We start from the raw sequence: 15237 nt of genomic DNA, 5'->3' as shown, positions 1-15237 counted from the left end.
TAAGAGTATATTAGATATTATGCCAATTTTTTAAATAACCAAAACCTCGCCACGGCGGGGTTTTGCTTTTTCTGGAGTTCAAATGGCTGAGTGCCGTTCCGAGCAATTGATTTTCCGCCCTGCTAGCGAAAAACCAACAGAAGACATGCATGATGTTGAGGTGATCGTATACAACCCATGCGATGGCTGGCACATCGGGGAAATCCGGGTGGATAAAGACGATGATTGTTATATCGGAATCTATGACTGGTCTGGTAGCGAACTGACTTCTCATGATTTTTATGTAACCTGGGCAATCCTTCCCGATGGCTTAAAGTTAGGGCGGGCTTTCGAAGTCAAAAAAGGGTGGACACAGCGTTGAGCTTCAATGTACTGCTTGGAGTCAGCGGTTGCACAACTTGAAATGCATGAGGCTTGTTTTTTTTTGCACACTCGCCTCGGGTAGTTAGATAGTTTATCAAATGTCCTTCTAACAACGTAGAATATCCAAGTTATCTTTTTTCATGCTCGAAAAGCTACAAATGTCACGCAAATTTAGTTGCCAGTTACCCCTGAAAGGCTCTATATTAAATCGATAAGTTTCATAAAAAGTACCTCCTTTAAGGAGGTTTTTTCGTCTTTAATGGTCGGTGGACACTACATGTTGTGTCTGCTCGGCTTTTCTGGCACTACATGTTGTGGCTAGAGGGGTTCCTAATGAATATATCTGAACTGTATACCAAATATGAGATCAAACCGGCAGAATATATGCCGAACGAAAGCTCGGATGATTTTGGCCGACGTGTTATGAGTTCTTCACCCAACATAGTAGAGCAAAAAGGTGTTATGTATTCAACTGGTTCAAAACTCAGTGAAAACACCCAAAATCAGAAAAATTCCAATACTTATCAGATGTATACATATTAGAAAAATAAATCATGCCTAATTGGAACAAGGTTATGGGCGAGATGGCTGTTCTCGCCCAAAAAAGCCCTTTTGATACTGTTAGAAGCAAATATATTAAAGAAATGTCACAACTGACAGGTCGGAATGTAATAGCGTATTATTCAGGATTTCTACAGAAAAATTCCCAGTCAAATCAACACCTTATATCCATGACAGATGATGATAAAAATGGGTTCATGGCTGCAATTCATGGATTAAATCCGGAATTGGGCCTTGATTTGATATTGCATACACCTGGCGGGGATATAGCTGCACTAGAATCAATTGGGTATTATCTTCGTGCGAAATTTGGTAAAAATATCAGAGCATTTGTTCCTATGATTTCTATGTCTGCAGGCACTATGCTTGCATGTTGTGCAAAGGAAATTATCATGGGGAAACAATCAAACATAGGCCCGTTCGATCCTCAAGTTGGGGGCGTTCCTGCTCATGGAGTGCTTGAAGAGTCACAAAATGCTTTGCAGGATATTTTAAAAAATCCGGCGTCAGCAGCATATTGGCAGTTTACTCTTTCGAAGCTAAATCCAACATTTATTGGTGAATGCCAAAAAGCTATCCAATGGGCAACAACGATCGTTAGCGATTGGTTGGTCACTGGCATGTTTGATGGGGATGCCGACGCCCACACTAAGGCAGAAGCTATCTGTGCTAGCTTGAATAATCATTCCTCAACATTTGCCCATGCACGTCATATTCATATTGATAAAGCGTTGCAAATCGGTCTAAACATAACAGCTATGGAAAGCAATCAAGACCTCCAAGACTTGGTTTTGACTATTCATCATAGTTTTATGCATACATTCGGCAATAGTTCAGCAGCGAAAATAATTGAAAATCAAGAGGATGGACGGATGGTGTGGCATGTTCCTCCAAATGGTCATTGATTAGAAATAATAAAATCTAATAAATTTGAGGCTTATGCTGATTAACGCATTGCGTGGCAATTGAAATGCAATCTTATCCTAAGTTTAAATAATATATTATGCCTTTATCGCTGAATATTTTTGTCAACAATGCCAGATTTTTGATTTCAAGAGCCGCACTCAGGTGTGGCTTTTTCTTTGTGAAATGGGCGGCGGTGATGGTGCGCTAACACCAAAACCGCCATTCGCCTGTATCGGGGATCACAAGCGAACCAAGGCCCACTGCTGATGTGCACACAGCAAAGTGAGCCTATCAAAAAGGACGCTTCTGGTCTATGAAAAATACTGTTAATTTAAACAGTGCTAAGCTCGTTCACGCGGATTCCCTCAGCTACATCAAAACGCTTCCTGATAACTCCATCGATCTGATTGCCACCGACCCGCCGTACTACCGGGTTAAAGCGCTCGCATGGGATCGGCAGTGGGATAGTGTTGAAGATTATCTGGCCTGGCTGGACGACATGCTGGTGGAGTTTTGGCGAGTACTGAAACCGGCTGGCAGCATGTATCTGTTTTGCGGCTCGCGCCTGGCGTCAGATACCGAATTGCTGGTGCGCCAACGCTTCGACGTGTTCAACCACATCATATGGGCGAAACCATCTGGGCAGTGGAAAGGTTGTCGCAAAGAAGATCTGCGATCTTTCTTCCCTGCAACGGAGCGGATCATATTCGCTGGTCATTATGGCGCAGAGGGATATGCAAAGGGCCAAGTGGGGTACGCGAGTAAATGCAAGGAGCTCAAAGCCCAGGTATTTAAGCCCCTAATTGATTACTTTCGCAATGCCCGCGCTGCCCTGAATATTTCAGCTGCGGAAATCAACGCGGCAACCGGCACGCAGATGTGTTCTCACTGGTTTTCCGAAAGTCAGTGGCAACTACCGAAACCAGAGCAATACGCCGCGTTGCAAAAGCTGTTCGCTAAAAAGGCGCTCGCCGCCGGTTTAGCTTGCCCGCTGGCGGGGCTTCATTGTTCTTTGCGTGAACGTTATGATGCGCTGAGCGAGACCTACTCCAGACTGGTAGAGGAATACGGCGAATTGCGCCAGCAATATCAGAATCTGCGCCGACCGTTCGCAGTAACGAAAGAAGTCCCTTATACCGATGTCTGGACGTTCCCGCCGGTACAATCGTACCCGGGCAAGCATCCCTGCGAAAAGCCGGCCGACATGATGCGACATATTATCCAGGCCAGCAGTCGGCCAGGCGATGTGGTGGCCGATTTCTTTATGGGGTCCGGGGCAATGGTAAAAGCCGCAATAGCGCTTGGAAGAAAATCGATAGGGGTTGAACTGGAGGAAGAGCGTTTCCTGAAGACCCGCAAAGAGATCGAAATGACGTCAGTTAAATAAACGTACCGATGTTTTACCGAAATGAGGCTGCCTAACCAGGCGGCTTTTTTTATTCCCGCGCCACGCTCGGCGTACTTCAACCACAGAACCTTTCAGGGGTGAGCCACAGTGGTGGTCAGTGTGACTAATCTGTGGGCTGATCATTCATCCAAAAAGTAGCTCTCTGCAATAGGCATGCTTCTGAGTGCCTTTGACAAAGAGCTTTTCATTTTCGGTCCGCCCAGTATTTTCCTTGCCATCCTGGCTGGTGGACTGCTTTTACCCACATACACCGGGTGACCGGGTAAATAACGAGCCTGCTATGGATTGGAATGCCTTGGTGTCTTCAGTATTTTCCAAAGAAACGGCTATAGGCGGATTCATTTCGATCATATTCGGTGCTGGAGGTTACGCAGCTTTTGGCCGCAGATTCCTGTCAAGCAGCAAGGCTCTCATCACGAACGATAAACAGTGGTCGGACACTCTGGAAAAACAGGGTAAATATATCGACCGACTGGAGATAGCATTGGAAGCACGCAATGCCGACCTCAAGGCTCGTGATGTCGAGATTGAAAAGAAAGATGAACTGATCCGGCAATATTATCAAGACCTCGCCGCGACGAAAGCTGAACTGCAGATTATTCAAAGCTCGCAGATCTATTTAACCCGCAAAGTTGACGAGCTGACCGCCGTTAATAAAACGATGTCAGAAGAGCTTTCACGCTTACGTTCTGAATTGGGAGCCGCCCGATGATTCACCTCGAATTCAAAAACAGCGAACTGACCATCACCTGGCGAATGCTGGTTTTGTTGTTCTGCGTAGCGCTGGGCATACACCTCGGCGGGGTAGTGAGTGGCTATTGCATTGCACAAGCGCAGTTCGCCCAGCGCGCAGAGGCCCGCGATAAAGCGATCGCTCAGTTGCCTGACAAGACAGCTGATAAGGTCAAGCAGGCCGTAGAGGACAATGACAAATGACCAAAGACGATATTTTCAACGAGATTATCGGCAGGGAAGGCGGCTACGTTGATAACCCTGACGATGCTGGTGGCCCGACAAATTGGGGTATCACGCAAACAACTGCTCGCGCACATGGCTACACCGGCGATATGAAGAATCTGACCCGGCTGCAGGCCATCGCCATCTTGGACGCCGACTACTGGACTGGCCCACGGTTCGATCAGGTCGCCCAGGTCTCTATGCCGATTGCTGTGGAACTGACGGATACCGGCGTAAACATGGGGCCATCGGTCGCGGCTAAGTTTCTTCAGCGAAGCCTTAACGCGATGAACAATCAGGGCAAGCTATATCCGGATCTGATTGCTGATGGACAGGTAGGTCCGCGTACTATCACCGCGCTGAAAACGTACCTTTCGTCCCGCGGCACAAACAGCCTCGTGATCATGTTGCGCTCGCTTAATTGCCTGCAGGGTGCGAAATACATCGAACTGGCTGAAAGCCGGGCCGCCAACGAGACGTTTGTCTATGGCTGGCTTGCCAATAGGGTGGCGTAATGTCAATTCTCGATATCCTGCGCAGTTCAGGCGATGGGTCAATATCCATGAGCAAGACTCATGCAACGTTGGGTTTCCTGGTGGCTACCGGCATTGTTGCTTGGTACGCCTACAACCTCCAACTCTCTGAATGGATGTTTGTTGCCTACATGGGTATTGCCCTTGGCGCCAATTCCATCAACAAGAAAATCGCCACCGACGCGCCGCCGCCACCCCCACCACAAGAAGGGTCAAGACTATGACAGTTATAATCGCCTGGATATTCTCCCACTTGTCCGTGATTGGCGCAGGTTTGGCCGCGCTGGTGGGCATTATCGCAACTGCATTTGGCCTTGGACATTCGAAAGGAAAGGCTACGGCTGAGAACGTCGCAAAGGTCGAGAAGGTCGAGGAAGAAAAGCAGACCATTCAGGATATGGCCACCCGGCAAACTACCGTAACAACTGAGGCCGCCAATGTTCAGGAAAACGTTAACCATATGTCTGACGCTGATGTTGATAGCGAGTTGCTCGCAAAATACTCCTACCCCTCAGACAAAGACGGTAGTCGTTGATACGGCGTGCAGTTGGGTAAGGATCATCCGCCTAACGCCTGACGATATTAAAACACTCGACCCGCGTACTAAAAAGGACATCCTGGCTCATGACAAGGCGGTGGAGGCTAACTGTTCAGATGTAGCTAGATAACTCATGTACAACTGGATTATAAGCAGGCATGTTGGTTTCTAATATAAAATTCATTGCGAACGCAATCTTTTGAGATTGCCTTGAAATGTGCATTTACGAGTGAGTCTGATAATGCACAAGCCCCCACGGAAAACTTGCTATATTTGATTGAGCTAAGTATGTTGGTTATTTACGAAAGGGGGAACTATGGAAACTAAAATTGAGGGTGTTCGTCTGAGTGCAAATACTTTTGGGAAAGCCACAAATGGTGAATATGTTCCGCCCAGTGGCGGTGTCATAACTAGCATTGACACACAAAACCAGACATTTACCTATGCCTTCTTGCAAGTCAAAAGCGGCGAAACATGGTATACGATTGGTCAGTAAGAAAAATCTAACCGCCCGAAAGACTTTTTATTATGTTCAGTCAGCCTCGCACTAGCGGGGCTTTTTTATTGTGATATGTATTGAGTATCAATGCGAAAACAGCGTAATGAATTTAATGAAGTTTTTTTACCTGAATCATAGAAACGGTCCATTTCAGTTATTTTTGCGATGAGTGCGTATAAGTCAGCAAGCCCTGTATATTGGCAATGGTTAGGCAGCTCTAAATAATGCTATAGCATTCACAAAGATGACAGTAGTTTAGATTCAGGCAGTTACACCATTTTCTACGACTGAATGGTATTAAAAGCATTTGGAAGCAGGCGGTCAATATTATGCATGTAAAGCCATCATCAATTCCTTTCAGCTCAACTTGGGGAGTGTCGATGGCGGCTCTTGATATGCTGGAAATAGCATGAAAGAACAACGCATCTACGGCAGCAAGTGGGACCGGATGCGCCTGGCTTTCCTGCGTGAGCATCCACTCTGTGTCATGTGTAAGCGGCAGGGCCGAGTCGTGGCCGCTGCTATTGTTGATCACATCGTTGCCCACCGACTTAAGGACGCGCTGCAATCCGGCAATGCCGAGGCTATTACCAAAGCGCAAAAACTCTTCTGGGACCGAAAGAACTGGCAATCGCTATGTAAACAGCATCACGACTCTACCAAGCAGCGCATGGAGAAGAGCGGCATCATGCCGGGATGCACCGAGGATGGCATACCACTCGATCCCAATTCACATTGGCGCAAATGAAAACGTTTATCACCGGCATCAAATGAGAGCCATTCTCAACGGGGAGGGCGGGTCGAAAGTTCAGGGCTTAGCCTCCTGAGGACCGAGCAGCCTGCTTTTTGTGCACAACCGCGAAATGAAAACTTTTTTTTGGGAGGTTTTCCATGGCTGGACGCCGACCAAAACCAACACACTTGAAGATCGTCACCGGTAACCCGGGCAAGCGTCCTCTTAACGAAGACGAACCGAAGCCCCCAAGGGAAATCCCAAGCCCGCCAGCGTATTTGTCCGATTGGGGCAAGGCTGCTTGGGGCCGACTGACCTTGCTGCTTGATCAAATGGGCGTATTGACTGTTGCCGATACCATGGCATTGGAACGCCTTTGCGATCTGTATGCAGAGATCCTCCGTCTACGTAATCAAATTGATACAGAAGGGAACACCTATACAGTGGAAACTGACGGCGGGTTTCTGATTAAGGGGCACCCCGCAGTGGGACAATTAGCCGATGCGGATCGCCGTTTCAAAGGGTATTTAATTGAGTTCGGTCTCACGCCGGCGGCAAGGACAAAGGTAAAGGTCGATGGCGGTAAAAAAGAAAAAGACCCGCTCGAACGGTTCTTCGGCTGACCCGGCAACACAATATGCTTTGGATGTAACGGCCGGGAAGATCCTGGCCGGTCCTGATATTCGCGCCGCATGCACACGGCATCTGCGCGATCTGGAGGAAGGACCAAAGCGCGGATTGGTCTGGGATGTTGAAGCAGTCACGAGGGTAATAGATTTCTTCGCCAAAGTGCTGAAGCTCAACGGCGGCGAGCATGAAGGACAGCCATTTATCCTTTTACCCTGGCAATGCTTCATCGCCGGATCGTTATTCGGCTGGAAAGGCCCGGACGGCACCCGGCGTTTTCGCATGAGCTATATCGAATCTGGTAAAGGCTCCGGAAAATCACCCCTAGCCGGCGGCATTGGCCTGTATCTGCTGATGGCTGACCAGGAGCCACGTGCTGAGGTTTATGCCGCGGCAACCAAAAAAGACCAGGCCATGATCTTGTTCCGGGATGCGGTCACCATGGTGGACCAATCTCCAGCCCTTACGAAGCGCATAACAAAGTCGGGCGGGGCAGGCAAAGAATGGAATCTGGCATTTCTGCAATCCGGTTCCTTCTTTAAACCCATCAGTTCGGACGACGGCCAGTCCGGACCGCGCCCGCATGGCGCGCTGATCGATGAAGTACACGAGCACAAAACCAATCAGGTTGTGGAGATGATGCGCGCTGGCACCAAAGGACGGCGCCAGGCGCTGATATTTCTTATAACCAACAGCGGCCACGATAAAACCAGCGTCTGCTTTGAGTACCACGAATATGGCCGCAAAGTAGCTGCCGGTGATTTAGTCGATGACAGTTTTTTCAGCTTTATTTGCTCGCTGGACGAAGACGACGATCCTTTTAAGGACGAAGCTTGCTGGCCAAAGGCCAATCCTTCTCTGGGGTATACCTTCGAGCTGAAATATCTGCGTGAGCAGGTTACCCAGGCGCGCGGCATGCCCTCGAAAGAAAGCACGGTCCGCCGGCTCAATTTCTGCCAATGGGTGGAAGCCGCCGATCCCTGGATTAACAGCGATACCTGGATGAGCTGTGAAGGGGATTATGCCCTGGAAGAGTTACAGGGCGAGGAATGCTATGGCGGCCTGGATCTTTCAGGTTCCCGCGACCTTACCGCGCTGGCGTTGTTTTTCCCCAAACAGCGCAAATTATTCGTGGAGTTCTGGACACCAAAAGACACGATGCTGGACCGCGCCAAGACTGACCATGTGCCTTATGACAGCTGGGTGCGCGACGGTTATGTCCACGCGCCGCCCGGCAAGGCGGTGAACTATGGCTTCGTGGCGGTGCGTATCGGCGAGTTGACGGCCATGTTTAATATCCGGTGCCTCGCGTTTGACCAGTACCGCATTAAATACCTGGAACCGGAGCTGGAGAAAGAATCCGTCAGCGTTGTGCTTATACCGCACGGACAGGGTTATTTCAAAGCGCAGGGATCAGGGCTGTGGATGCCGCGGTCAATCGAAGTCTTTGAAGAAAAACTGAACGACAAAACGATCATCATTCGCCGTAATCCCTGCTTGCGCTGGAATGCCGCTTCGGCGGTGCTTGAAGCTGACCAAAAGGATAATCGCATTTTCGCCAAGAAGAAAAGCACCGGGCGAATCGATGGCGTTGTTGCGTCGGCGATGGCTATCGGCGCCGCCGAGGATGCGGAGATCGAGGAAGAAGGCGATCTGGATGGTTTCTTTGATGACCCAATCATAGTAGGTACCTGATGGCACGGAACAACAAACCGGGGCGGATAAAATCCACGCTCCTTAATTGGCTGGGCGTGCCGATCAGCCTGACGAATGGCACTTTCTGGCAGGAATTGTATGGAACCAGTAGCAGCGGCAAGGTAGTGACCGCCGATAAGGCCATGGCCCTGGCGGCGGTATGGGCCTGTGTGCGGCTGCTCAGTGAATCCACGTCAACGCTGCCGCTGAAAGTCTACCGGCGCGAGGCGGATGGTTCGCGCAAGCTGGCGCAGGATCACCCGGCTTATAAAGTCCTGTGCCGGCGCCCCAATCTGGAAATGACCCCCTCGCGCTTTATGCTGATGGTGGTGGCCAGCATCTGTCTGCGCGGTAATGCGTTTGTCGAAAAGCTGATGATAGGCTCGAAAGTGGTTTCCTTGAATCCGCTCTTGCCGCAAAACATGCTGGTGAAGCGGCTCGATAGCGGCATGCTGGAATATACCTATACCGAGAACGGCAATAAACGAATTATCCCCACCGATCGCATGATGCATATCCGCGGCTTTGGCCTGGATGGTGTCTGCGGCATGATGCCGATGCATACCGGGCGGGATGTGTTCGGCGCGGCGCTGGCGGTGGATGAGTCAGCGGCCAAAATATTTGAAAACGGGCTGCAGAGTACCGGTTTTCTATCATCGGAAACCGCGTTAACCAAAGAACAGCGTGAACGGCTCCGTAAGAGCCTCCAGACCTTCGCCGGCTCAAAAAACGCCGGCAAATTGATGGTACTGGAAAATAAACTCACCTATCAAAACGTGACCATGAACCCGGAATCAGCGCAACTGCTGGAAAGCCGGGCGTTCAGTATCGAGGAAATTTGCCGGTGGTTCCGGGTGCCGCCGTTTATGGTGGGGCATGTGGATAAACAAAGCAGCTGGGCGTCCAGCGTGGAAGGGATGAACCTGCTGTTCCTGACGAATACGCTGCGCCCGTTGCTGGTCAATATCGAGCAGGAAATTTCCCGGTGCTTATTGAACGACGATGAGGATTATTTTGCTGAATTCTCTGTTGAAGGGTTGCTACGCGCGGACAGCGCCGGGCGTTCGGCCTTCTACACTACGGCATTACAAAATGGCTGGATGAGCCGTAACGACGTCCGGCGCCTGGAAAACCTGCCGCCCATCGATGGCGGTGATATCTATACGGTGCAATTGAACCTGACTCCGCTTGATCAGCTTGGTAAGGATAACGTGGCCAGCGGCGAGCGTGCCCGCGCGGCCCTGGAATCCTGGCTGTTCCCCGAGCGTCAGACTACCCCGCAAAATCAGGACAAGACCCGAGTCGCTTAATCTGGAGTAAATCTCATGACAATTAAAAGCCTTCCGGCTGCGCCGGCGGGGCGCCCCTGCGCGCGGGTTTCCTGTGAGCTGGTGCCGGGTGCGGTGGACCGCTGGAATGGCGGGCTGAAAGCGGCCGACAGCACAGATAACGCCATTTCCATGTTTGACGTGATCGGCAAGGACTGGGGGGGCGAGGGCGTCACCGCTAAGCGCATCGCCGGCGTGCTGCGATCAATGGATGGCGAAGACGTCACGGTCAATATCAATTCCCCGGGCGGCGATATGTTCGAGGGCCTGGCGATTTACAACCTGCTGCGCGAATACAGCGGCAAAGTGACGGTAAAAGTGCTGGGTATCGCCGCCTCCGCCGCGTCGATTATTGCCATGGCCGGCGACGAGGTGCAAATCGGGCGCGGGGCGTTCCTGATGATCCACAACTGCTGGGTGGTGGTGATGGGCAATCGCAACGACCTGCAGCGCGCCGCGGCGGATATGGAGCCGTTCGACCGAGCCATGGGGGATATCTATGTCGCCCGTAGTGGCCTCGCCGCCGATGATGTGGCCGATATGATGGATAACGAAACCTATATCGCCGGCAGCGATGCGGTGGAAAAAGGCTTTGCCGATCGGCTACTGCCCGCCGACGAAATCCAGGACGGAGACAACAGTCCCGCCGCCGCGCTGCGCAAACTGGATGCGTTACTGGCAAAGGCCAACACCCCGCGCACCGAGCGCCGCAAATTACTGAAAGCTTTAACGGGGCTCACGCCAGGCGCTGAGCCCGATACCTCCGGTACGCCGAGCGCTACCAATATCGAAAATGAAACCTTAGCCAGTCTGAAAGCTGCTTTAAGCGGCCTGACGGCGGCGTGCCAATAATTCTGGAGACACTATGTCTGAAGTAAATGATCTGCTGAAAAAAGTCACGGCAAGCATCGAAGATGCGACCGGAAAATTCAACACGAAGGCGGAGGAAGCCCTTGCTGAGGCACGGAACTCCGGCCAGTTGTCCGCCCAGACGAAAGAATCCGTTGATAAAATGGCGGTTGAACTTAATGCGCTGCGCGAAGCGGAAAAAACCCTCAAGGCGGCGCTGGGTGATCTGGAGCAGCATGTGGCGCAAATGCCGCTAGCGAACGCCAAAACGGTTATCGAAACCATCGGTTCGACCGTGGTCAGCTCCGAAGCGCTGAAGGCATTTGCCGCCAGCATCGAAGGAGGTAAGCGCGTCAATATCCCGGTGAATGCCGCGCTATTGTCGGTAAACATCCCTGGGCAGATTGTTCCGGTGGATCGTCAACCCGGTATTCTGGAACGGCTGAAACAGCGCCTGTTTATCCGGGATCTGATCGCGCCAGGCCGCACTATCTCCAATACCATTTACTGGGTACAGCAAACGGGCTTCACCAATAACGCCAAGGCAGTGCCGGAAAACACCGCTAAGCCGTATAGCGATATTGCCTTTGCTGAGAAAATCACGCCGGTACGCACCATTGCGCACATGTTCAAGGCGGCCAAGCAGATCCTGGATGATATGCCGGCCCTGCAGACTACCGTTGATGCGGAACTGCGCTACGGCCTGAAATATGTTGAAGAGCAGGAAATCCTGTTTGGCGACGGCACTGGCGCGCATCTCGACGGCATTGTGCCGCAGGCCACCGCGTATGCGCCTGCATTCGAGGTTGCCCAGCAAAACGGGATCGATGATTTGCGCCTGGCTATGCTGCAGGTTCAACTGGCGCGCGTGCCCTGCGACGGCCATGTCCTGCACTTTATCGACTGGGCCAAGATCGAACTGACCAAAGACACGCTGGGCCGCTATATTCTGTCCAATCCGGCGGCGCTTACTGGCCCTACTTTGTGGGGTATGCCGGTGGTGGCCACCGAGGCCGCGGCGTTCCAGGGTAAATTCCTGTGCGGGGCGTTCCGGAGCGCGGCGCAAATCTTTGACCGTGAAGAAGCCAATGTGGTGATCAGTACGGAAAACGCCGACGACTTTGAAAAGAACATGATTTCGATTCGTTGTGAAGAACGTCTGGCGCTGGCGACTTATCGCCCGGAAGCCTTTATTTATGGCAATTTCACGGTACCGGTTTCCGGCGAATAATCCCACTAACTTATAGCAGCCTCCGGGCTGCTTTTTTCTGGATTGAATCATGAAAATGACAGCGATAAAGCCCATTTATTTAAACCGTGATGTTGTGCTGGCGGGCCAGGAGTTTGAAACGCTCGAACAGCACGGCCGGGAGTTGATCAAAAAGGGTTATGCCGAGGCGGTCACTGAGGTGGCGGCTGACGTACCGGCAGAAAAACCGGTTGAAACTGGACCTGCTGAGGAAAATGCGCCGGCCGAGGCTGATGCTAAGGCTAAGGCGAAAACCAAATAAGGTGACGCCATGCTAACGGCTGAACAGGTAAAGCACCACTGCAATATCGAGCCGGAATTCACCGAAGATGATGCCTGGCTGCAAGCCCGCATTAAGGCGGCGGCTCTCTATGTGGAGAATTATACCCAGCGCCGCTTATATGAATCCGCAGATGATCCGCTGTACCAGGCCGACGAAGACGCCTTGCTGTATGGCGAAGATATCGAAACGGCAATGTTGCTGCTGATCGGCCATTGGTATGCCAACCGTGAGGCTGTAGTGGTCGGCACCAACAACGCCAGCGCATCATTGGATTTTGCCGTAGATGCACTACTGCAACCTTACAGGATCTATGGCCTATGAAAGCGGGGAGAATGCGGCACCGGGTGACCATCCAGCGGCCGGCAACCGGTCGGCTTCCTTCTGGGCAACCGGCTACTGGCTGGGAGGATGTTACCTCTGTGCGCGCCGAGGTGACGGATATTTCCGGTAGCGAGTTACTAAATTCCGGGGCTGAACAATCGGAAACGACAGTGCGGATCTGGATGCGCCGTTACGCGGCGGTGCCAATTACCAGCGCAAATCGGATTGAGCACCGGCCGCCGACCGGCCACGGCGAGATTTATGATATCGAATCTGTAATCACCGCCGAGAACGGCACCCGGTTGGAATTGCTGTGTAAAAAAGGGGTGAAAAAGTGATCGATACAAATCTCGATTTCTCCGGCCTGCTGGATATCGGTAAGGAACTGGAGGCGCTCAGTAAGGCAGAAAACCGCAAGGTGATGCGCGACGCAACCCGCGCCGGCGCGACCGTATTTAAAGACGAAGCCGTAAAGCGAGCGCCGAAGCGTAGCGGAAAACTGGCGAGAAATATCGTGGTGATTACCCAGCGCGATCGGGATGGCGGTATCGTTTCCGGGGTGCATGTGCGCGGTACCAATCCCCGGACAGGTAACAGCGATAACTCGATGAAGGCCAAAAATCGAAATAATGCTTTTTACTGGCGTTTTATCGAACTAGGCACCTCGAAATTGCAGTCGCATCCTTTTATCCGACCGGCATTTGATGCGCGGGAACGAGCTGCAGCGGAAGCGGCATTTGCCGAACTAAACCGGGCAATCGATAGGGTGCTGTCAAAATGACTGAAGCCGAAGCGTACACCCTCCTGGGACCATTGGCTGACGGTCAGGTATTTCCCTACGTCGCGCCGCTGGGTACTGTTGTGCCCTATGTGATTTTTATCCTGCCGTCCACAACGTATGACCAGGTGTTATGTGGTCAGGGCGCGTCGGCATCATCCCTGCAAATTGATGTCTATGCGCAAAGCATTGACGAGGCCCGGGCTATTCGCCAGCAGGCGCGCAACCGCATTGAACCATTATTGCCGGTGGATCTCATGGAGCTACAAGACTATGAGCCTGACACCGCACTATACCGCGCCACGCTTGAAGTGCAGATCTGGCAGTAGCCTACCTATTTAACATCATGCCGCCGAATGGCGGTTTTTTTATGCCTGGAGAAAACCATGACAGCTCTTGCCGAAAAAACGCAGGGTACCAAAATTTCCATTTCTTCGTTACCTGCTACCGCCGAGACCGCCGCAGATGCCGTAATGCTGGATTTGGAATGCACCATTAAGCAAATCGGGTTCACCGCTGGACAGAAATCAGACATTGATATTACTACCCTGTGTTCAACGGAAACGGAAAATATCAATGGCCTGCCGGCACCGGCGGAGGTATCCCTGTCGGGAAATTTTTACCGCAACCCGGCTCAGGATGCACTGCGCACGGCGTATGACAATGACGAAACCTACGCTTTTAAGGTGGTATTTCCGTCGGGGAATGGCTTCAGCTTTATCTCTGAGGTACGCCAACATACCTGGACGTCTGAGACGTCGGGGGTGGTCGCGGCTACGTTCTCCCTTCGCCTGAAGGGCAAGCCTGTGTCTATTGCCGCCCCTGTCGCTCCTTAAGATTTATTGCCGCCGGTCCGCTTCCACCCTTAATCATCATTAAGAGAAAAATAACTCATGGCAAAGAAAACACTATCGCTACGCGAACAGGTGCTTGCTCCGCTTGCTGGTTTCCGCACTGCCACGGAAACGGTACCAGAATGGGAAAACGCTAAGGTCAAAATCCGGGAACCCTCCGGCCCAGCCTGGGCGAAGTGGCGATCGATCATTAATCCAGAAGCCCCGGAAGGGGAAGAGGAGACAAAATTAACCGAGTCTCAAAAAACGCACCGCAATATCCAGGCGGATGTTGTCCTGTTTATTGACGTGCTGCTTGATGAAGACGATCAGCCGGTATTTTCAGAGGCAGACACCGAGCTGGTGCAAGGCATTTACGGTCCCGTCCATGCCCGCCTGCTGGCCAAGGCACTTAAACTCGGTCTGACGCAGGAAGAAACCGAAAAAAAGTAGCTGACCCCCTCAACTTTTTCATGATGTCGCTGGCGCTGCGGCTGGGGCGGACACTTGGGGAACTGGAGCGCGCCATGTCGGCCAGCGAGCTTAAGATGTGGATCGAGTATGACCGCCGCAGCCCTATTGGCGATATCCGCGGCGATATACAGGCGGCCCAGATCGCCGCCGCCACGTTCAACTCGCAGGGCGGAAAGGTTTCTCTTCAGGATGTCATTTTGCACTGGGGAGAAAACAAGACCACGGACGGCGGCGGCGATACCGCCGCCTTTGAAGCGTTTCTGAGTAATCTTGCAGGTTAATCACCGCCTTTCGGCGGTTTT

At 51.8% G+C, this 15237-nt stretch carries 24 protein-coding genes and 1 pseudogene; all 25 read left to right on the top strand.

What is annotated here, in order from left to right; genetic code table 11:
- Nucleotides 1–82: 82 nt before the first annotated feature.
- Nucleotides 83–361 carry a hypothetical protein gene (locus ACL2XQ_RS17620; RefSeq protein WP_413732318.1) on the top strand — a complete coding sequence of 93 codons (279 nt, stop codon included), beginning with the start codon at nt 83–85 and terminating at the stop codon, nt 359–361.
- A gap of 335 nt (nt 362–696) precedes the next feature.
- Entirely contained in the window at nt 697–906 is a 210-nt protein-coding gene (locus ACL2XQ_RS17615; RefSeq protein ID WP_413732319.1) for a hypothetical protein, read from the top strand.
- Nucleotides 907–938: 32 nt separating this feature from the next.
- Nucleotides 939–1829: an SDH family Clp fold serine proteinase gene (locus ACL2XQ_RS17610; protein ID WP_413739504.1), complete on the top strand. Its 891-nt coding sequence runs from the start codon at nt 939–941 to the stop codon at nt 1827–1829.
- Between the two features lie 314 nt (nt 1830–2143).
- Nucleotides 2144–3217 (top strand): DNA-methyltransferase, encoded by a 1074-nt coding sequence (locus ACL2XQ_RS17605; RefSeq protein ID WP_413732321.1) that lies wholly within the window; start codon nt 2144–2146, stop codon nt 3215–3217.
- A gap of 301 nt (nt 3218–3518) precedes the next feature.
- On the top strand, nt 3519–3950 hold the full coding sequence (locus ACL2XQ_RS17600; protein WP_413722676.1) for a hypothetical protein: 432 nt from the start codon (nt 3519–3521) through the stop codon (nt 3948–3950).
- On the top strand, nt 3947–4174 hold the full coding sequence (locus tag ACL2XQ_RS17595; protein ID WP_413722677.1) for a hypothetical protein: 228 nt from the start codon (nt 3947–3949) through the stop codon (nt 4172–4174). The genes ACL2XQ_RS17600 and ACL2XQ_RS17595 overlap by 4 nt, the downstream gene beginning before the upstream one ends.
- Complete coding sequence (locus ACL2XQ_RS17590) at nt 4171–4710, top strand: glycoside hydrolase family 108 protein (RefSeq protein WP_413732323.1); 540 nt, start codon at nt 4171–4173, stop codon at nt 4708–4710. The genes ACL2XQ_RS17595 and ACL2XQ_RS17590 overlap by 4 nt, the downstream gene beginning before the upstream one ends.
- On the top strand, nt 4710–4952 hold the full coding sequence (locus ACL2XQ_RS17585) for a hypothetical protein (protein WP_413732325.1): 243 nt from the start codon (nt 4710–4712) through the stop codon (nt 4950–4952). Before ACL2XQ_RS17590 ends, ACL2XQ_RS17585 begins: the two co-directional genes overlap by 1 nt.
- Nucleotides 4949–5263, top strand: coding sequence for a hypothetical protein (locus ACL2XQ_RS17580; RefSeq protein ID WP_413733272.1), 315 nt, complete (start codon nt 4949–4951; stop codon nt 5261–5263). The genes ACL2XQ_RS17585 and ACL2XQ_RS17580 overlap by 4 nt, the downstream gene beginning before the upstream one ends.
- Nucleotides 5202–5396, top strand: a complete 195-nt coding sequence (locus ACL2XQ_RS17575) for a hypothetical protein (RefSeq protein WP_413733179.1) — start codon at nt 5202–5204, stop codon at nt 5394–5396. Before ACL2XQ_RS17580 ends, ACL2XQ_RS17575 begins: the two co-directional genes overlap by 62 nt.
- A 186-nt stretch (nt 5397–5582) precedes the next feature.
- Complete coding sequence (locus ACL2XQ_RS17570) at nt 5583–5762, top strand: hypothetical protein (protein WP_413732327.1); 180 nt, start codon at nt 5583–5585, stop codon at nt 5760–5762.
- 412 nt (nt 5763–6174) lie between these two features.
- Nucleotides 6175–6513, top strand: coding sequence for an HNH endonuclease signature motif containing protein (locus ACL2XQ_RS17565; protein WP_413732329.1), 339 nt, complete (start codon nt 6175–6177; stop codon nt 6511–6513).
- A gap of 143 nt (nt 6514–6656) precedes the next feature.
- Nucleotides 6657–7121 carry a phage terminase small subunit P27 family gene (locus ACL2XQ_RS17560; protein WP_413732330.1) on the top strand — a complete coding sequence of 155 codons (465 nt, stop codon included), beginning with the start codon at nt 6657–6659 and terminating at the stop codon, nt 7119–7121.
- Nucleotides 7075–8820 (top strand): terminase large subunit, encoded by a 1746-nt coding sequence (locus ACL2XQ_RS17555; protein ID WP_413732332.1) that lies wholly within the window; start codon nt 7075–7077, stop codon nt 8818–8820. Before ACL2XQ_RS17560 ends, ACL2XQ_RS17555 begins: the two co-directional genes overlap by 47 nt.
- The gene (locus ACL2XQ_RS17550; RefSeq protein ID WP_413732334.1) at nt 8820–10130 is read left to right on the top strand and encodes a phage portal protein; all 1311 of its coding nucleotides are present in this window, start codon (nt 8820–8822) and stop codon (nt 10128–10130) included. The genes ACL2XQ_RS17555 and ACL2XQ_RS17550 overlap by 1 nt, the downstream gene beginning before the upstream one ends.
- A gap of 15 nt (nt 10131–10145) precedes the next feature.
- On the top strand, nt 10146–11000 hold the full coding sequence (locus ACL2XQ_RS17545) for a head maturation protease, ClpP-related (RefSeq protein WP_413732336.1): 855 nt from the start codon (nt 10146–10148) through the stop codon (nt 10998–11000).
- A gap of 13 nt (nt 11001–11013) precedes the next feature.
- Nucleotides 11014–12228: a phage major capsid protein gene (locus ACL2XQ_RS17540; protein ID WP_413732338.1), complete on the top strand. Its 1215-nt coding sequence runs from the start codon at nt 11014–11016 to the stop codon at nt 12226–12228.
- 49 nt (nt 12229–12277) lie between these two features.
- Nucleotides 12278–12508, top strand: coding sequence for a hypothetical protein (locus ACL2XQ_RS17535; RefSeq protein ID WP_413732339.1), 231 nt, complete (start codon nt 12278–12280; stop codon nt 12506–12508).
- A gap of 9 nt (nt 12509–12517) precedes the next feature.
- On the top strand, nt 12518–12850 hold the full coding sequence (locus tag ACL2XQ_RS17530; RefSeq protein WP_413732341.1) for a head-tail connector protein: 333 nt from the start codon (nt 12518–12520) through the stop codon (nt 12848–12850).
- Entirely contained in the window at nt 12847–13188 is a 342-nt protein-coding gene (locus ACL2XQ_RS17525; protein WP_413732342.1) for a phage head closure protein, read from the top strand. The genes ACL2XQ_RS17530 and ACL2XQ_RS17525 overlap by 4 nt, the downstream gene beginning before the upstream one ends.
- Nucleotides 13185–13631 (top strand): HK97-gp10 family putative phage morphogenesis protein, encoded by a 447-nt coding sequence (locus ACL2XQ_RS17520; protein WP_413732344.1) that lies wholly within the window; start codon nt 13185–13187, stop codon nt 13629–13631. The genes ACL2XQ_RS17525 and ACL2XQ_RS17520 overlap by 4 nt, the downstream gene beginning before the upstream one ends.
- Nucleotides 13628–13957 carry a DUF3168 domain-containing protein gene (locus tag ACL2XQ_RS17515; RefSeq protein ID WP_413732345.1) on the top strand — a complete coding sequence of 110 codons (330 nt, stop codon included), beginning with the start codon at nt 13628–13630 and terminating at the stop codon, nt 13955–13957. Before ACL2XQ_RS17520 ends, ACL2XQ_RS17515 begins: the two co-directional genes overlap by 4 nt.
- A gap of 57 nt (nt 13958–14014) precedes the next feature.
- Nucleotides 14015–14443: pseudogene (locus ACL2XQ_RS17510) on the top strand (phage tail protein); the annotation flags it as partial.
- Nucleotides 14444–14521: 78 nt separating this feature from the next.
- On the top strand, nt 14522–14914 hold the full coding sequence (locus ACL2XQ_RS17505) for a phage tail assembly chaperone (protein WP_413732347.1): 393 nt from the start codon (nt 14522–14524) through the stop codon (nt 14912–14914).
- A gap of 23 nt (nt 14915–14937) precedes the next feature.
- On the top strand, nt 14938–15216 hold the full coding sequence (locus ACL2XQ_RS17500; RefSeq protein ID WP_413733180.1) for a DUF4035 domain-containing protein: 279 nt from the start codon (nt 14938–14940) through the stop codon (nt 15214–15216).
- Nucleotides 15217–15237 lie beyond the last annotated feature (21 nt).

The organism is Sodalis sp. RH14 (assembly GCF_047324285.1).
GTDB lineage: Bacteria > Pseudomonadota > Gammaproteobacteria > Enterobacterales > Enterobacteriaceae > Acerihabitans.
This window is presented reverse-complemented; position numbering and strand designations above follow the sequence as displayed.